Annotated in this window: 15 protein-coding genes; 7 read left to right on the forward strand and 8 right to left on the reverse strand. The window is 73.1% G+C overall.

What is annotated here, in order from left to right; all coding sequences use genetic code 11:
* Positions 1 to 38 precede the first annotated feature (38 nt).
* From argS to ACZ49B_RS30695, 5 genes are all read left to right on the forward strand, one after another.
* On the forward strand, positions 39 to 1829 hold the full coding sequence (argS, locus tag ACZ49B_RS30675) for an arginine--tRNA ligase (RefSeq protein ID WP_468312037.1): 1791 nt from the start codon (positions 39 to 41) through the stop codon (positions 1827 to 1829).
* A gap of 331 nt (positions 1830 to 2160) precedes the next feature.
* Positions 2161 to 2304, forward strand: a complete 144-nt coding sequence (locus tag ACZ49B_RS30680; RefSeq protein WP_468312039.1) for a hypothetical protein — start codon at positions 2161 to 2163, stop codon at positions 2302 to 2304.
* Positions 2305 to 2389: 85 nt separating this feature from the next.
* Entirely contained in the window at positions 2390 to 2818 is a 429-nt protein-coding gene (locus tag ACZ49B_RS30685; RefSeq protein ID WP_468312041.1) for a DUF3995 domain-containing protein, read from the forward strand.
* Entirely contained in the window at positions 2815 to 3324 is a 510-nt protein-coding gene (locus ACZ49B_RS30690) for an RNA polymerase sigma factor (protein WP_468312043.1), read from the forward strand. Before ACZ49B_RS30685 ends, ACZ49B_RS30690 begins: the two co-directional genes overlap by 4 nt.
* Positions 3321 to 3788, forward strand: coding sequence for a hypothetical protein (locus ACZ49B_RS30695; RefSeq protein WP_468312045.1), 468 nt, complete (start codon positions 3321 to 3323; stop codon positions 3786 to 3788). Before ACZ49B_RS30690 ends, ACZ49B_RS30695 begins: the two co-directional genes overlap by 4 nt.
* Before the next feature lie 84 nt (positions 3789 to 3872).
* Here the strand turns inward: ACZ49B_RS30695 and ACZ49B_RS30700 are convergent, their stop codons facing one another.
* The 3 genes from ACZ49B_RS30700 to ACZ49B_RS30710 form a co-directional block, all read right to left on the reverse strand.
* The gene (locus ACZ49B_RS30700) at positions 3873 to 6410 is read right to left on the reverse strand and encodes an ATP-binding protein (protein WP_468312047.1); all 2538 of its coding nucleotides are present in this window, start codon (positions 6408 to 6410) and stop codon (positions 3873 to 3875) included.
* Complete coding sequence (locus ACZ49B_RS30705) at positions 6407 to 6802, reverse strand: hypothetical protein (protein WP_468312049.1); 396 nt, start codon at positions 6800 to 6802, stop codon at positions 6407 to 6409. The genes ACZ49B_RS30700 and ACZ49B_RS30705 overlap by 4 nt, the downstream gene beginning before the upstream one ends.
* Positions 6803 to 7068: 266 nt before the next feature.
* Complete coding sequence (locus ACZ49B_RS30710; RefSeq protein ID WP_468312051.1) at positions 7069 to 7341, reverse strand: DUF1876 domain-containing protein; 273 nt, start codon at positions 7339 to 7341, stop codon at positions 7069 to 7071.
* Positions 7342 to 9529: 2188 nt separating this feature from the next.
* Between ACZ49B_RS30710 and ACZ49B_RS30715 the strand changes: the two genes are divergently transcribed.
* Entirely contained in the window at positions 9530 to 9874 is a 345-nt protein-coding gene (locus tag ACZ49B_RS30715) for a hypothetical protein (RefSeq protein WP_468312053.1), read from the forward strand.
* Between the two features lie 83 nt (positions 9875 to 9957).
* Positions 9958 to 10689, forward strand: coding sequence for a hypothetical protein (locus tag ACZ49B_RS30720; RefSeq protein WP_468312055.1), 732 nt, complete (start codon positions 9958 to 9960; stop codon positions 10687 to 10689).
* A gap of 177 nt (positions 10690 to 10866) precedes the next feature.
* On the opposite strand, the gene hemB is transcribed toward ACZ49B_RS30720, so the two are convergent.
* The 5 genes from hemB to ACZ49B_RS30745 all read right to left on the reverse strand — a co-directional run bounded on the left by hemB (position 10867) and on the right by ACZ49B_RS30745 (position 17411).
* Positions 10867 to 11868, reverse strand: coding sequence for a porphobilinogen synthase (gene hemB, locus ACZ49B_RS30725; RefSeq protein ID WP_053790958.1), 1002 nt, complete (start codon positions 11866 to 11868; stop codon positions 10867 to 10869).
* A gap of 314 nt (positions 11869 to 12182) precedes the next feature.
* Complete coding sequence (locus ACZ49B_RS30730) at positions 12183 to 13859, reverse strand: bifunctional uroporphyrinogen-III C-methyltransferase/uroporphyrinogen-III synthase (protein ID WP_468312057.1); 1677 nt, start codon at positions 13857 to 13859, stop codon at positions 12183 to 12185.
* Positions 13856 to 14824 carry a hydroxymethylbilane synthase gene (gene hemC, locus ACZ49B_RS30735; protein WP_468312059.1) on the reverse strand — a complete coding sequence of 323 codons (969 nt, stop codon included), beginning with the start codon at positions 14822 to 14824 and terminating at the stop codon, positions 13856 to 13858. Before hemC ends, ACZ49B_RS30730 begins: the two co-directional genes overlap by 4 nt.
* Positions 14821 to 16551: a glutamyl-tRNA reductase gene (locus tag ACZ49B_RS30740; RefSeq protein WP_468312060.1), complete on the reverse strand. Its 1731-nt coding sequence runs from the start codon at positions 16549 to 16551 to the stop codon at positions 14821 to 14823. Before ACZ49B_RS30740 ends, hemC begins: the two co-directional genes overlap by 4 nt.
* Positions 16548 to 17411 carry a redox-sensing transcriptional repressor Rex gene (locus ACZ49B_RS30745; protein ID WP_468312062.1) on the reverse strand — a complete coding sequence of 288 codons (864 nt, stop codon included), beginning with the start codon at positions 17409 to 17411 and terminating at the stop codon, positions 16548 to 16550. The genes ACZ49B_RS30740 and ACZ49B_RS30745 overlap by 4 nt, the downstream gene beginning before the upstream one ends.
* Positions 17412 to 17519 lie beyond the last annotated feature (108 nt).

Raw genomic sequence — 17519 nt, forward strand, 5'->3', positions numbered from 1 at the left:
GTGCACCTTCAGGCACGACCTCACAGGAACGGCAGCTCATGGCCTCGGTCCCTTCCCTCGCTTCTTCCGTCAATCAGCGCGTCGCGGACGCCCTCGCCTCGGCCCTGCCGGAGGCCGGTGGCGCCGACCCGCTGCTGCGACGAAGCGACCGGGCCGACTTCCAGGCCAACGGCATCCTGGCGCTCGCGAAGAAGGCCAAGGCCAATCCGCGTGAGCTGGCGACGACCGTGGTCGAGGGCATCCCCGCGGGCCCCGACGCCGACCTGATCAAGGAGATCGAGGTCTCGGGCCCCGGCTTCCTCAACATCACCGTCTCCGACCGGGCGATCATGGAGACGCTGGCGGCGCGCGCCGGCGACGACCGCCTCGGTGTCCCGTACGCGGCGAACGCGGGCACGACGGTCATCGACTACGCGCAGCCGAACGTCGCGAAGGAGATGCACGTCGGCCACCTGCGGTCGGCGGTCATCGGCGCGGCGATGGTCGAGATCCTGGAGTTCACGGGCGAGAAGGTGGTCCGGCGCCACCACATCGGCGACTGGGGCACCCAGTTCGGCATGCTCATCCAGTACCTGATCGAGCACCCGCACGAGCTGGACCACAAGGCCGCGGACGAGTCGGTGGAGGTCTCCGGCGAGGAGGCCATGTCCAACCTGAACCGCCTGTACAAGGCCTCGCGGGTGCTCTTCGACTCGAACGAGGAGTTCAAGACCCGCGCCCGCGCGCGGGTCGTCGACCTCCAGGCGGGCGACGCGGAGACCCTCGCGATGTGGCAGCGGTTCGTCGACGAGTCGAAGATCTACTTCTACTCCGTCTTCGACAAGCTGGACATGGACATCCAGGACGCCGACGTCGTCGGCGAGTCCGGCTACAACGACATGCTGGTCGAGACGTGCAAGCTGCTGGAGGAGTCGGGCGTCGCCGTCCGGTCCAACGGCGCGCTGTGCGTGTTCTTCGACGAGTACAAGGGCCAGGACGGCAACCCGACCCCGCTGATCGTCCAGAAGTCGGACGGCGGCTTCGGCTACGCCGCGACCGACCTGTCGGCGATCCGGGACCGCGTGGGCAACCTGAAGGCGACCGAGATCATCTACGTGGTCGACGCCCGCCAGTCGCTCCACTTCAAGATGGTCTTCGAGACGGCCCGCCGCGCGGGCTGGCTGAACGACGAGGTCAAGGCCGTGCAGCTGGCCTTCGGCACGGTCCTCGGCAAGGACGGCAAGCCGTTCAAGACCCGCGAGGGCGAGACGGTCCGGCTGGTCGACCTCCTCGACGAGGCCGTGGAGCGGGCGACCGCCGTGGTACGGGAGAAGGACAAGGGCCGGGGCATCCTCGGCGAGCAGGAGATCGTCGAGAACGGCCTCCAGGTCGGCATCGGCGCGGTCAAGTACGCGGACCTCTCCACCTCCGCCGCACGCGACTACAAGTTCGACCTGGACCAGATGGTCTCGCTGACCGGCGACACGTCCGTGTACATCCAGTACGCGTACGCCCGGCTCCGCTCCATCCTGCGCAACGCGGGCGACCGTTCCCCGGTGGCCCACCCGGAGCTGGAGCTGGCCCCGGCCGAGCGCGCGCTGGGCCTGCACCTGGACCAGTTCGGCGAGGTGATCGCCGAGGCCGCCGCGGAGCACGCCCCGCACAAGGTGGCCGCGTACCTGTACCAGCTGGCCTCGCTGTGCACGACGTTCTACACCGAGTGCCCGGTCGTGAAGCCGGAGCCGGAGCTCGTCGTCGGCGAGAACCGCCTGTTCCTGTGCGACCTGACCGCCCGGACGCTCACGAAGGGCATGTCCCTGCTGGGCATCCGCACCCCCGAGCGCCTCTGACCTGTTCGCGCGGCGCGCGGCTCCGTACGATCGGCCTTCCCGTCCTGACGGCAGGGGAGGCCGATCGTGAACGGTTCACAGGGTGCGTACGGGGTCCCGCCCGGCGGTGGCTCGGCGAGCACCCCCAGCTCGCTGGGGTCGATCGGCCTGAGCTCGATGACGGCGAACCCGATCCCGTTCCAGCCGGCTCAGGCCCCGGCCCCTCAGCCGCCCGGGGGCCCGCCTGCGCCCACGGCACCCATGGCGCCGCAGGTGGTGGTGATCCCGCCGATGCCTCGACCTCCCGGTATCCCTCACCATCTCCTTCCCCTTCGCGGTCGCTTCTCTGCTCATGGCCCTCTTCGGCCTCATCCGCGGCCTGTTCCTGTTCCGAGGCCCGCCCAGCGTGCTGCTGTACGTGGGCACGTCGCTGAACCTGCTCATCGTGGTGACGCTGGTCCTCGCCGGCCTGCAAGTTTTCGAGATCGGCTTCTGAAGCAGATGTGACGCGGCGCACAGGGAACGTTCTGCACGTCCGCCTCCTCTTCGGGGTGTTGGTTCTCGACACCGAGGGGGCACCCATGAGGGACACATCGCGACGCCGGACGGGAATCGCGCTGGCCGGACTGCTGGCCGCGGACGGGCTGGCGCACCTGTACTGGGCCACCGGGCGGACCTGGCCCGCGGAGAGCGAGCGGGCGCTGTCCCTCGCCGTCCTCGGCACGGAAGTGTCCTTCGCCCCGCCCGTCGTCCTCCCGCTGGCGGCGCTCACGCTGACGGCAGCCGCCGCCGTGTTCGGCCACGCGTACGGGCGCGGCGGGCGTGTCACGCGGGTGGCCACGGGGGCCGTCGCAGCCGGACTGGCGGTACGGGGCCTCGCGGGCCTGGGGTGGGCCGCCGGGCTCCTCGACAGCCCGGCCGGTCCCTTCTACGGGCTGAACCTGCTCCTCTACACGCCCGCATGCCTCGGCTTCGGCTGGGCGGCCGCCCGGCTGGCCCGCGCCCGGTGACCCCCGACGAACGCGACCGCGGCGTCGCCCTCGCCCGGGCGGCCCGTGCCGGCAACACCCTCGCCCTGCACGACCTGCTCGACCACCTCACCCCGTACATCGCCCGCATCTGCACCCCCATCGCCCTCGCGGACGGCCCGGACGCCTGCCAGGAGGCCCTGGTGGCGGTCTTCCGCGCCCTGCGGTCGCTGCGCGATCCGGAGACGCTGTACGGCTGGGTCCGCGCCATCGCGGTCCGCGAGGCGGTGCGCACCGCCCGCCGCGCGGCCCGCGCCCGCCCCGCCGAACTCGCCGACCTCCCCGGCCCCGGCGACCCCGAGCTCGCCGCCGACATCGACGACGTCCTGGCCCGCCTCTCCCCCGACCACCGGGCCGTCCTGGTACTGCGGGACGTGGAGGGCCTGGACGAGGAGTCCGCGGCAGCCCTCCTCGGCGTCCCGCCGGGCACCGCCAAGTCCCGGCTGCACCGGGCCCGTACGAGCTTCCGAAGGGCATGGTCCGCATGACGTACGCACTCGACGAGGTGAACCGCCTGCGGATCATGGCCGCGGGAGTCCGGGGCGCCCGGGTCGCCGAACAGGTCGTCCCCGCCCCCCTGGACACCGTCTGGGCGGTGATGGGTGACCTGGAGGGCGAGTTCGGCCGCTTCCAGCCCGACATGCGCAGCATCCGCGTCCTGCGGGTGACCGGCGACCGGGTGGAGGCCCTGGCCCGCAGCAAGTACGGCTTCCGCGCCCACTTCCGCGGGGTGCTGCGCCCCGGCTGGTGCTGGCTGCAGAGCCGCTTCCTGATCGTCGGGATGGCGGCGGCCCCCGACCCGTCGGGCGGCACCCGCGTGGCCCTGACGGGCGGCGTACGCGTCCCCGGGCACGCGGCGGTCGTCCCCTTCGGGACGTCGGGCGAACTCACCCGCGCCATGACCCGCCTCCAGGCCCGGGTGGACCGACGGACCGGCGCCGGAGCCGGGTAGCCCCGGCCCCGTAGGCCACGAGGCCGCCGGGCCCCGCTCGGGGGCTCGGCTCGGGGGCTCGGCTCGGGGGCTCGGCTCGGGGGCTCAGTCCCTGAAGCGGTCCCACCAGCGGCGCGGCGACGGGTCGGGTGTCGCGGGTGCTTCGGGCGCCTGGCGTGCTTCGGGCGCCTCGGGCATCGCACGCAGCTGCGCGGCCAACGCCCGGGCGGCCACCTCGTGCTCGCCGTTGCCCACGGCACCGTGCAGGGCGGCCGCCCGCTCGAAGGCCTCGGCGGCCTCGGCCGGGCGGTTCAGCGCGCGCAGCGTCAGCGCCATCCCCTGCACCGCCACGGCCTCGTTGCCGCGGTCCCCCGTGGCGGCGAGGAGGGCGCAGCCCTGCCGCTGCGACTCCAGCGCCTCCTCCAGCCGGCCCGCCCGCTGGTGCAGCCTGCCCAGGTTGACCCGTACCGCGCCCTCGCCGTGCCGGTCCCCCACCTCGGCGAAGAGCGCGAGGGCCTCCTCGAACCGGGCCTGCGCTTCGGCCGACTGCTCGGCCCGGGCCGCGTCGGCCCCGGCCCCGTCCTCCGACAGTGAGGTGCCGATCCCGAGGAGCACCCCGGCCACCGCGGCCCGGTGACCCAATTTCCGCAGGGTGGCCAGGGCCTGCTCCCGTACGGCCAAGGACTCCTCCCTGCGGCCGGCCCGCCAGAGCACGTCCCCGAGGTAGCCCTGCGTGGTCGCGGCCCTGTGCTCGTCCCCGCTGTCCGTCAGGATGCGTCGGGCCCGCTCGCACGCCTCGACGGCGTCGTCCGTCCGTCCCGACCGCTCCAGGACGTACGCGAGATTCACCAGCGCCGTACCCTCCGCATGCCGGATGCCCCCCGCACGGAAGATCTCCAGCGCCTGTTCGTGGGCCTCGCGGGCCTCCTCCCAGCGGTGTGCCCGGGAGTGCAGGCCCCCCAGCAGGTTCAGCGACCGGGCCTCCCCCGACGGCTCGGGAATCTCTCGGAACAGGGCGAGGGCTTCCGCCGCCAGGGCGGTCGCCTCCGCGGTCTGCCAGGCATCGGAGAGCGCACCGGCGAGCCCGTACAGCGCCGCCCCGACGTCGGTGCGATCGCCGGACTCCCGGGCGACGTCCAGCACGTGGCGTGCGACTTCGACGCCGTCCAGCGCATGACCGTAGAGATCGAGGTACGTGGCCAGCACGGTGGCCAGTTCCACGGTGATGTCCGGCCTCCCGGCTTCGACGGCGAAGCCCACGGCGGCGACCAGCGTGGAGCGTTCGGCCTCCAGCCACCGCAACGCCCGTTCCATCGAAGGAAACCCGGGCCCGCTCACGGCCCGGCCGCGCAGCCCGAGCGTCCGGCAGGCCACCTCGGCGTCGAAGGCCAGGCTCGCGAGGAAGGCGTCGGTCACGCCCTCCCGCCCGTCCTGCTCGGCCTGCTCCTCTCCGCGCTCCCGCGCGTACAGCCGCACCAGATCGTGCATCCGCCAGCGCCCCGAGCCCACCGGCTGCTCGATCAGCATGCTGGCCCGTACGAGCGCCGCCAGCGAGGCCCGTACGGCGGCGAGCTCCTCCGGCGGGCCGTCGGGCCGCGGCATGGAGCCCCGCGTCAGCAGGTGGGCGTACGCGGTCGCGCAGTCGGACCCCGGGACCACCGTCAGCAGCCGGAGCAGCCGGGCCTGGTCCGCGGGCAGCCGCGCGTACGAGAGGTCGAACGCGGCCCGCACCCCGACGGGGACGTCCCCGTCCCCGTCCTCGCCGATGTGCAGGGTCGCCAGCCGGGTCCGCGCCCGGGACAGCTGCCGGGCCAACTCGCCCGCGGACAAGCCCGGATCGCCCGCGAGCAGCGCCCCCGCCACCGTCAGGGCCAGCGGCAGCCGCCCGCAGTGGTCGGCGATCTCCGCCAGCGCCCCGGGTTCCCGTTCCGGCCGCGGGTCCTCGGGCCAGGTCCGCAGCAGCGCCCCGGCGAGCAGCTCGGCCGCCGCGCCCGCCGCGAGTTCGTCGAGGACGACGATCCGCGCCGCGAACCCGGGCGCCACGAGCCGGTGCCGCGAGGTGACGAGCAGCCGGTGCGTGTCCTGGGCCGGTACGAGGTCCCGTACCTGGGCCACCGACCCGGCGTCGTCCGCGACGATCAGCACCCGCTCGCCGGCCTGCGCCCGCGCGGCCAGCTCGGCCCGGTACAGGTGCAGCCGGGCCTCCGGGGACGCCGGCATGTCGGTGTCGCGGATGCCCAGGTGGCGGAGCATCTCCTGCACGGCCTGGGGGCCGCTCACCGCGCCGTTGGGGGCGTAACCGCGCAGCGCGAGGAAGAACACCCGGTCGCCGAACCACCCGAGCTCCACGGCCCGGTGGGCCGTGGCCACCGCGAGCGCGCTCTTGCCGACCCCGGCCAGCCCGGCGACGACGGCCACGCGGGCGCCGGCGGGAGCGCCGGGCCCGGCGGGCTCCAGCACCCCGAGCAGTTCCTCGACGGAGCCGTCCCGGCCGACCAGCACCGCGGGCGCCTCGGGCAGACCGGACAGCGCCTGCGGCGCGGGGGCGGCGACGACCTCGTACGTGACGTAGTCGCCCCCCACCTGCGTGATCGTCGCGTTCCCGTCGGCAACGGCCCACTGCTCCGTGCGCTCCCCGGTCACGGGGTCCCGCCCTGCTGATCACCGCCGGTCTGCCGGATCCGGCTGTTGTCCCTGGCCGTGGCCTCCTGGTCGACCGGCCCGGCGGGGCTGGCCCCGCCCGCCTGGCTGATCTCCGACGTACCGGAGGCATCGGCCACCTGCCGTACGAGCCGCTCCGGGACCGGCGGCGCAGGGGGCAAGACGGGTGCGACGGGCGCCGTACCGGCCCACCAGCCGCCGGCCAGCCCGACGGCCGCGGTCATGGCCCCGGCGAAGCCGGCGGCGACGGCCACGGCGTCGGAATCCTTCTCGGGCAGCCAGCCGAACGGATCCGCCTGGGCGAGCTTGAAGCAGACGAAGAAGACGACTGCCGAACCGACGAGCACGACAACCCACCGCAACAGACGCGACATTGGCCCCCCATGACCCATGAACCGATGAACCGACGAACTGACGAACTGACGAACCGAACCTCTGAAGCTAGCAGCGATACCCGTCGGGCACCTGCAACAGCGCCACGAACACCCCCGCCCACGCCGGCCGGCGGGGCGACCAGGCAGCCCAACTGCACGTGCGGACACGTCTCGTTCGGCTCGCGCCAGCCCGATGCACGTGAGGGACTCGAAAGTCCCTCACGGCCCCTCTCTCACCCTGACTCGTGCCGCGTGGCCCACCTCGCTCAGTGGGTCAGCGGATATGAGTGTCGGCCCGTGGCTTCGTCGATCTCGCCATGAGCCTTCTGCAACATCTGGGACGCGAGATCCATGAGCGCGCGAGCGCCGGCGATCTCTTCCCCGACCCGCAGCTGCTCCGGGTCGGAGGGGTGACGCATGGCGTAGCCGTGCGCCCTCATCTCGGAGCCGTCGCCGAGTCTGACCATGGCCGCCGCACTGGTGCGGTGGCCTTCCTCGGTGAATTCGAGCTCCACGTGCCACCCGACGAGTGTGGGCATGGTGCATCACCTCCAGGGGGTCACCCTGCCTCCAGGGTGCGCCCGGGGCGCCGGTAACGCGAGCGGGGGCGGGGTCGGGAGAGGTCGGTCGGGAGGACAGGGGGGTCTGTGCACCCGGCGCCGGGAATCAGAGCGCGACGCAAGGCGGCCGGGACCGCGTGGGCAGCGGCGAAAGGGTCGGCCGGGGCGGCGGGGGCGGGGTCTGTGTGGGCGGCGTCGGGAGAGTGGATCGGGGGGTATGGGGGGGCGCGGTGCGTGTACCCGGGGTCGGGAGGCGTCGGGCGGGATGTCGGGGTCGGGGTCTGTCGACTCGGCGTCGGAGGGTGGATCGGGGGGTTCGGGCGGCGGGGTGCGTGTACCCGGGGTCGGGAGGCGTCGGGCGGGATGTCGGGGTCGGGGTCTGTCGACTCGGCGTCGGAGGGTGGATCGGGGGGTACGGGCGGCGGGGCCTGCGTGGTCGGCGCCGGAGGGCTCGAGCGGGATGTCGAGGGCGGGGTCTGCGCAGTCGGCGTCGGAAGGCTCAAGCGGGATATGAGGGCGGGGTCTGCGCAGTCGGCGTCGGAAGGCTCAAGCGGGATATGAGGGCGGGGTCTGCGCAGTCGGCGTCGGAAGGCTCAAGCGGGATATAAGGGCGGGGTCTGCGCAGTCGGCGCCGGAAGGCTCAAGCGGGATATAAGGGCGGGGTCTGCGCAGTCGGCGTCGGGAGGGTCGGCCGGGGAGCCACGGGGCGGGGTCTGCGCGAGCGGCGTCGGTGAGTGTCCGGGGGCGTCCCGTCAGTCCACTGTCCTTCCGTGTCGTGCCGGTCCCTCAAGGGCGCTCCTCCGTCGCGTCGCTACGCGATGGCCTACGGCCACCCTTGACCGACCGACCCGCCCCGGAAAGACAACAGACTGCCGGGAAGCCCCCGAAGGATGGCCGGGGGGTTCGGATTCCGATCAGCCCAGATCAGAGATGCCGAGCAGGGGCCCCTGGTCATCCGGAGTCCGTTCACCAGGACCACCCAGGCGGAGCAGGATGGGGCCCGGGGGAGGGAACGGCTCCCTGAAGGGCCCATGGCCACCCTTTCCGGACCCAGGCAGGGTCAACCTGCACCAGACAGCGGAGAGATGACCATGCGGTGCCGCCTGGACCGTGGACGCCCCAAATCGCTACGCGCTCCTCATCTCTCAGCGTCCGACGGCCGTCTGGGGCTGGACATAGGCCGCCCAGACACCTCCCATGGGCGGGTTTCCGGGCGTCTGCACGCTAGTTGGGGTGAAAAGCGGGCGAGAGGGAGCCTGATGCCGGATTTCTCAACCTCCCACTCCGGCAGGCGCCCATTCACCCCTTAACCGGTCGCCAAAACGGGACAAACGACCCGCACTCGCATCCCAGGCTGACCTCTGCCGGTCGTGGGCGGCCTATGTCCAGCCCAAGGCGGTCGTCGGACGCCAAACAGAGAGAAGCGCGTAGCGATTTGGGGCGCCTGCGGGCCCACACCTACCGACAGGGGCATCTGGTCGCTGTCTGGTGCAGGTTGACCCCGCCCGGACGCGGAAAGGGTGCCTATGGGCCCTTCAGGGAGCCGTGCCCTCCCCCTGGCCCCATCCCGCTCCGGCTCGCTGGTCCCGGGGACTGACTCCGGATGACCAGGGGCCCCTGCTCGGCATCTCTGATCTGGGCTGGACCGGATCCGAACCCCCCGACCATCCTTCGGGGGCTTCCCGGCAGTCTGTTGGCATTCCGGGGCGGGTCGGTCGGTCAAGGGTGGCCGCAGGCCATCGCGAAGCGACGCGACGAAGGAGCGCCCTTGAGGGACCGGCACGACACGGAAGGACAGTGGACTGCCGGGAAGCCCCCGGACACTCACCGACGCCGCTCACCCAGACCCCGCCCTCGACATCCCGCTTGAGCCTTCCGGCGCCGACCACGCAGGCCCCGCCGCCCGTCCCCCCGCTCCACCCTCCCGACCCCGCCCACACAGACCCCACCCCCGGCGTCCCGCTCCACCCTCCCGACCCCGACCACACAGACCCCACCCTCGACATCCCGCCCGAGCCTCCCGACCCCGACCACACAGACCCCGCCCCCCAGCCCCGCGCCGGCGCACTCGGCCTCGGGGCCGCAGCTGGATCCAGGGCACCGACCCCACGCCCGTCTGAGTACCAGCGCTCATGTGTCCGCCCCGCAGGCGCGGTTGACTCGAGCCATGGAACTGGACACCTCGCGCGACAAGCGCGCCTTCGTCGCGCCGCTCGTCTCCACCCTGCTGACGCTGCCGACGGCCTTCGTCGCGTTCTTCCTCGTCGGGCTGTCCCCCATGGCCTGCGACTCCTGCAGCGACGCCGCGAGCGACCGGTTCGACGCCTCGTACGAGATCGCCTTCCCCGTCTTCACCACCGGCCTGCTGCTCGTCCTGGCCGTGCTGGTGACCAGCTGGGCGCTCCCCTGGCAGCGGCGGAACTCCGCCCGCCGCGTCGCGTTCGCGCTGCTCGCCCCCGTCGCCGTCGTCCTGGACTACCTCGTGTTCGCCGGCATCGTCGACTGGCCCTGAGACACGCCGATCGAGCCCGTTGCGGGCCCGCCCGCGGACGTGGAGGCTGTGGCCAGGGGAAACACGTACGGGGGAGGCACGTGGTGACGGAGGCCGGAACGGGCTGGGGGCGCTGGACGGGCGCCTGGCTGGTCGTGGTGTCGCTGATACCGGCGCTGCTCTGCGGCTTCGTGTTCGCCGCGTGGCTGCCGTCCGACATCGAGCGCCACGACGCCTACGCGGCCGCCGAGCCGTGCGCCGCCGCCGGTGACCCGTACGAATGCCTCCGTACCCTCCCCTTCACCGTCGACAAGACCGTGGTCAAGGACACCGGCCGGAACCCCAGGTACGAGGCCACGCTCTCCGGCCCCGGCATGTCCTCAAGGACCGGGACCGTGCGCTTCGGTGACTCGGGCCCGCTGCTCGACCGGCTCGCACCCGGCGACCAGGTGACCGCCGTCGTCTGGCGCAGCACGATCACGGCGCTCGCCAAGGACGGCGTCCGCCAGAGTTCCGCCGACGAGCCGCGCGACGAGGCCCAGATGACCGCCGGCATCGGCACGTTGGCGGGTCTCGTGGCGGCCCTGGGGCTCGCCTTCGCCGCGGCCTCCCTGGCCGGATACGGCGGGCAGGCGCCCTGGACCTGGCGCTCGCTCGGAAAACCGCTGCTCATCGGCATGGCGCTCACCTGCCTCGGCGTGGCCGTCCCTGCGCTCGTGATCGGCCTGCCGTGGTGGGTCGTGCCCGCCGTCGCCGTGCCGTTCGTGGCGTACGCGGCCTGGCAGCTCCACCGGTACCGACTCCGGGGATTGACGGACTCCAGTCCGGCTCCGTGACCGGCCGACCGGGCCCGCCTACGCTCCCCCGCATGGGCAGAGCGCGGCGGTTGAAGCCGGGGCGGTGGCGGGTGTGGTGGCGGATCTGGCGTGCCGGGCCCCCCGCCGGGTCCGAGCGGTACGTGTGGCCGCTGCGCTGACCGGCGGGGACCCGACGGTACTCGGAGGCGGGGAGGGTCAGCGCGCCTCGCGCAGCCAGCCCGCGACCTCCGTCGCCCAGTACGTCAGGATCGTGTCCGCGCCGGCCCGCTTGATGCCCAGCAGGGTCTCCAGGACGGCCCGGTCGCGCTCGATCCAGCCCTTTTCCGCCGCCGCCTCGATCATCGCGAACTCGCCGCTGATCTGGTACGCGGCGACCGGGACGTCCACGGCCTGCGCGACCCGGTACAGGATGTCCAGGTACGGGCCGGCCGGCTTGACCATGACCATGTCCGCGCCCTCCTCCAGGTCGAGCGCCAGCTCCCGCAGGGACTCGCGGGCGTTCGCCGGGTCCTGCTGGTACGTCTTGCGGTCGCCCTGCAGCGAGGAGGCGACGGCCTCGCGGAACGGGCCGTAGAAGGCCGACGAGTACTTCGCCGTGTACGCGAGGATCGAGACGTCCTCGTGCCCGGTCTCGTCGAGCGCGTCGCGGATGACGCCGACCTGGCCGTCCATCATGCCGCTCGGTCCGACCACGTGGACGCCCGCGTCGGCCTGGACCTGGGCCATCTCCGCGTACCGCTCCAGCGTCGCGTCGTTGTCGACGCGCCCGTGCTCGTCCAGTACGCCGCAGTGGCCGTGGTCGGTGTACTCGTCCAGGCAGAGGTCGGACATGATCACCAGATCGTCGCCCACCTCCGCCTTCACGTCGCGGATCGCGAGCTGCAGGATCCCGTCCGGCTCCGTGCCCGCCGTGCCCAGCGCGTCCTTGTTCTCGTCCGCCGGGACCCCGAAGAGCATGATCCCCGCGACGCCCGCCTCCACCGCCTCCACGGCCGCCTTCCGCAGCGTGTCCCGCGTGTGCTGGACGACGCCCGGCATCGCCGAGATGGCGAGCGGCTCGCTGATGCCTTCCCGTACGAACGCCGGCAGGATCAGGTCCGAGGGGTGCAGCCGGTTCTCCGCGACCATCCGCCGCATCGCCGGGGTGGTGCGCAGCCGGCGGGGCCGCGAGCCGGGGAAGGATCCGTACGCGCTCATTCTCAGTCGCCTCTTCGAGCATCGACAGCAGTCGGGGCCAAGCCTAGGCCTGCCCGGCGGCCGACTCCGACCCGGCCGTCGGGCGGGTCGTCACTCCGGCACGTCCCGCCAGGCCCCGAGGGCATCGGTCCAGCCGGTGACCACGGGCCTGACCGAGGGCAGTGCCCGGCGTTCCAGCGGGGCCGTCGGCTCCTCGGCCCCGGGGGCGAACCCGCACCGCACCACCTTGCCGGGCCACCCGCGCCCCGGCGGGGGGGGACGCGCAGGGCCCGGGTGCGGCTGCACCCGGGCCCTGGTCAACGTCCGCCCACCGGTCAGGTGGTACGCCTCCGCCGCGCGCCCGGCCGGCGCTCGCTCGGGCGGGACACCGACTCGCCGGCCTCCTTGGCCGCCTCGCGGCGCGCCGCGCCGTACTCGGCCAGGGCCTCCGCCAGCTTGCTCACGCTCGGCTCCGGCGACAGGACGTCGACCCGCAGGCCGTGCTCCTCCGCCGTCTTGGCCGTGGCCGGCCCGATGCACGCGATGACGGTCACGTTGTGCGGCTTGCCGGCGATGCCGACGAGGTTGCGCACCGTCGAGGACGACGTGAAGAGAACGGCGTCGAAGCCGCCGCCCTTGATCGCCTCGCGCGTGTCCGCCGGCGGCGGCGACGCGCGCACGGTCCGGTAGGCCGTGACGTCGTCGACCTCCCAGCCCAGCTCTATCAGCCCGGCCACCAGGGTCTCGGTGGCGATGTCGGCGCGCGGCAGGAAGACGCGGTCGATCGGGTCGAAGACCGGGTCGTACGGCGGCCAGTCCTCCAGCAGCCCGGCCGCGGACTGCTCCCCGCTCGGCACCAGGTCCGGCTTGACGCCGAACTCGACCAGCGCGGCGGCGGTCTGCTCGCCCACGGCGGCGACCTTGATGCCCGCGAAGGCACGGGCGTCGAGCCCGTACTCCTCGAACTTCTCCCGGACGGCCTTCACCGCGTTCACGCTGGTGAAGGCGATCCACTCGTAGCGGCCCGTGACCAGGCCCTTGACCGCGCGCTCCATCTGCTGCGGGGTGCGCGGCGGTTCCACGGCGATGGTCGGCACCTCGTGCGGCACCGCGCCATACGAACGCAGCTGGTCGGAGAGCGAAGCGGCCTGCTCCTTGGTACGCGGTACGAGGACCCGCCAGCCGAACAGCGGCTTCGACTCGAACCAGGCCAGCTCCTCGCGCCGCGCGGCGGCGCCGTGCTCACCGACCACGGCTATGACCGGCCGGGCGCCCTCGGGCGACGGGAGCACCTTGCCCTGCTTGAACACCTGGGCGATGGTCCCGAGGGTGGCGTTCCAGGTCCGCTGGCGGGTCGTCGTACCGGCGACCGTCACCGTGAGCGGGGTGTCGGGCTTGCGCCCGGCGGACACCAGCTCGGCGGCGGCGCTCGAGACGGTCTCCAGCGTCGCGGAGACGACGAGGGTGCCGTCGCTGGCGCCGACCTCGCTCCAGCAGCGGGCGGAGGCGCCCCGCGCGTCCACGAACCGCACGTCCGTACCGGCGTCGCCTCGGCCGCCCCGCAGCGGCACACCTGCGTACGCGGGCACGCCGACGGCGGTCGCGACACCGGGCACCACCTCGAAGGGGATGCCGCCGGTGGCGCAGGCGAGCATCTCCTCGGCCGCGTTGCCGTCGAGCCCGGGGTCGCCGGTGACGGCACGGACGACCCGCCTGCCGGAGCGCGCGGCCTCCATGACAAGATTGGATGCGTCCCGGATCACCGGGACACCGGCGGCTGCTGACACTTCGTCAGCAATCGTCAGCTGTGGCGTGTCCACTCCCGCGCGCGCATGCGTGCGTACGACCTCGAGCACCTCGGGCTCCGCGATCAGTACGTCCGCGGCCGCGAGCGCCTCGACGGCGCGGAGCGTCAGCAGACCCGGGTCGCCGGGGCCGGCACCGAGGAAGGTGACGTGCCCGTGCGCGGCGACGACCGGAAAAGCGGAGGTGGTCGGACGTGAGGGGTTCAAAGCGATCGCTCCCCCATCAGACCGGCCGCGCCCTTGGCCAGCATCTCGTCCGCGAGTTCGCGGCCGAGCGCCATGGCCTCGTCGTACGACTGGGGCACGGGACCGGTGGTGGACAGCTGCACGAGCGTCGAACCGTCGAGGGTACCGACGACGCCGCGCAGGCGCATTTCATTGACAACCTGGCCGTCGGCCAGCAGATCGGCGAGCGCACCCACAGGTGCACTGCAGCCGGCCTCCAGGGCGGCGAGCAGGGAACGCTCGGCGGTCACGGCGGCCCGGGTGTGCGGGTCGTCGAGCTCGGCGAGCGAAGCGATGAGCTCCGCGTCGGACGCGAGGCACTCCACGGCCAGGGCACCCTGGCCGGGAGCGGGCAGCACGTTGTCGACCGACAGGAAGTCGGTCGCCTCGGCGCTGCGGCCGATCCGGTTCAGCCCGGCGGCGGCGAGGACGACGGCATCCAGCTCGCCGTCGCGCACGAAGCCGATCCGGGTGTCGACGTTCCCCCGGATGGCGACGGTCTCGATGCGCTTCCCGAGGGTGCGCGCGTAGTGGTTGAGCTGCGCCATGCGGCGCGGAGACCCGGTACCGATACGGGCGCCGTCGGGCAGCTGCTCGAAGGTCAGGCCGTCGCGGGCGACGAGCGCGTCGCGCGGGTCCTCGCGCAGCGGCATGGCCGCGATCACGAGCTCCTCGGGCTGCGTGGTCGGCAGGTCCTTCAGCGAGTGGACGGCGAAGTCGACCTCGCCGCGCACCAGCGCGTCGCGCAGCGCGGTGACGAACACGCCGGTGCCGCCGATCTGCGCGAGGTGCTCACGGGACACGTCACCGTAGGTCGTGATCTCCACGAGCTCGACGGGCCGGCCGGTGATCGCCCTTACCGCGTCGGCGACATGGCCGGACTGGGACATGGCCAGCTTGCTGCGCCGCGTGCCGAGCCGCAGGGGCTGGTCGAGACGTGGATTCATGATGCCCGTCCTGAGTCGTCGTTCTTGTCGGCCTGTCCGGCCTGGTCGACCTGTCCGGCCTGGCCGGCCGCGTCCGCCCGGCTGACGGAGGCCACCGTCTGCGGGTCGAGGTCGAAGAGTTCGCGCAGTGCCTCGGCGTACCCGGCGCCGCCGGGCTCGCTGGCGAGCTGCTTGACGCGCACGGTCGGCGCGTGGAGGAGCTTGTCGACGACACGGCGCACGGTCTGGGTGACCTCGGCCCGCTGCCGCTCGTCCAAGTCCGGGAGCCGCCCGTCGAGCCGTGCCACTTCCATGGCCACGACCTCGGCGGCCATCGCGCGCAGGGCGACGACGGTCGGCGTGATGTGCGCGGCCCGCTGCGCGGCGCCGAAGGCCGCCACCTCTTCGGCGACTATGCCGCGTACGGCGTCCACGTCGGCCGCCATCGGCGCGTCGGCCGATGCTTCGGCGAGCGATTCGATGTCGACGAGCCGCACGCCCGGGATCCGGTGCACGGCGGCGTCGATGTCGCGCGGCATGGCCAGGTCCAGCAGGGCCAGCCGTACGGGGGCCACGTCGACCTGGCTGCGGGCGCCCTTGCGGGGCTGCCGCTGCGCGGTGGCCTCGCCCTGGTCGGCCCATGTGCCGTGCAGCTCGAGGGAGTTGGCGTCGACCCCGGTGAGCGCGGCCCGCCCGTCGCCGGCCGGCACGTCGACGGGACACCCGTCACGGTCGGCCCCGGGCACGATGGTCCGCGCCACCCCGCCGTCGGCAAGCCGCACCCCGGCCTCGGCGGCGGCCACGAGCCGCGCCAGGACCGAATCCGGCTCCGCCGGCGTTTGAGGCGCGGGGGTCAGGGGGCGGAGCCCCCGGGCATCGGGAAGGGGCGGGGAGGGGACGAGCCCCGCAGGACCCGCCACCGCGGCCGCGACGTGGTCCCCGGTCAGCACCAGCCCGGTGGCCCCGGTGCAGGACACGACGACGTCGACTCGTGTCAGCTCATCGGCGACCGACGCCATCGGAACGGACCGGGCCACCACCCCAGTGCCTGAGGCAACCAGAATTTCGACCAAACGGTCCGCCCGCTCCGCGGTGCGGTTCGCGACGACGATCTCGGCGACGCCCACCCGCGCCAGCGTGGCGGCGGCCAGCGAGGACATCGACCCGGCACCGATCACCAGCGCCCGCTTGTCCTTGGCCCAGACGTCCACCGGCTCGCGCCCGGCGGTCAGCTGCTCGAGCCCGAAGGTCACCAGCGACTGCCCGGCGCGGTCGATCCCGGTCTCGGAGTGCGCCCGCTTGCCGACGCGCAGCGCCTGCTGGAACAGGTCGTTGATCAGGCGGCCCGCGCTGTGGAGCTCCTGCCCCAGCGCCAGCGCGTCCTTGATCTGCCCGAGGATCTGGCCCTCGCCGATCACCATCGAGTCCAGCCCGCACGCCACCGAGAACAGGTGGTGGACGGCCCGGTCCTCGTAGTGGACGTACAGGTACGGAGTGAGCTCCTCCAGAGCCACGCCGCTGTGCTGCGCGAGCAGGGTCGACAGCTCGGCCACACCGGCGTGGAACTTGTCCACGTCCGCGTACAGCTCGATCCGGTTGCACGTGGCGAGCACCGTCGCCTCCGTCGCCGGCTCCGCGGCGAGGGTGTCGTGCACCAGCTTGACCTTGGCGTCGGCCGACAGGGAGGCACGTTCGAGCACGCTCACCGGCGCGCTGCGGTGGCTCAGCCCTACGACGAGCAGACTCATGCCGGCATCACCGCCGGAACGTCGCCCTCGGGGCCGCTCTTGCGTGCGACGGCGGCGGGCCGTCCGGCGGGCGGCTCGACGGCCGCGGCAGGGGCCGCACCGGCACCGGCACCGGCACCGGTCTCGGCGATGTCACCGGACACGGCGGAAGCAGCGGAGGAAGAGGACGAGGAAGGCGTGGCGTTGGCCGCCGCTTCCTCCCCGGCCTTGCGCTGCTCGTGGAACGCCAGGATCTGCAGCTCGATCGACAGGTCGACCTTGCGTACGTCCACACCGTCCGGCACGGACAGCACGGTCGGCGCGAAGTTCAGGATGGAGGTGACGCCGGCGGCGATCAGCCGCTCGCTGACCTGCTGCGCCGCGCCCGCGGGGGTCGCGATCACGCCGATCGAGACGCCGTTCTCCGAGATGATCTTCTCCAGATCATCGGTGTGCTGCACGGGCATGCCCGCGACCGGCTTTCCGGCCATCGCCGGGTCGGCGTCGATGAGCGCCGCGACGCGGAATCCGCGCGCGGAGAAGCCGCCGTAGTTGGCCAGGGCGGCGCCGAGGTTGCCGATGCCGACGATGACGACCGGCCAGTCCTGCGTCAGGCCGAGTTCACGGGAGATCTGGTAGACGAGGTACTCGACGTCGTAGCCGACGCCGCGCGTCCCGTACGAACCCAGGTAGGAGAAGTCCTTGCGGAGCTTGGCGGAGTTGACTCCGGCCGCTGCCGCGAGCTCCTCGGAGGACACCGTGGGCACCGATCGCTCGGAGAGCGCGGTGAGTGCGCGCAAGTACAGCGGAAGCCGGGCGACAGTGGCCTCGGGAATACCTCGGCTGCGGGTCGCCGGTCGGTGAGTTCGGCCAGTTGCCACGATGCTCCTGCGGGATGAGCGGGGCTGCAGGCGGTCACTTGTCCCAAGACCGCCCCGTCGAATGCAGGCTATGTCTTTGTGAACGCGTGCACAAAGATTGTGTCCGCT

Source organism: Streptomyces sp. NPDC031132, assembly GCF_055570595.1.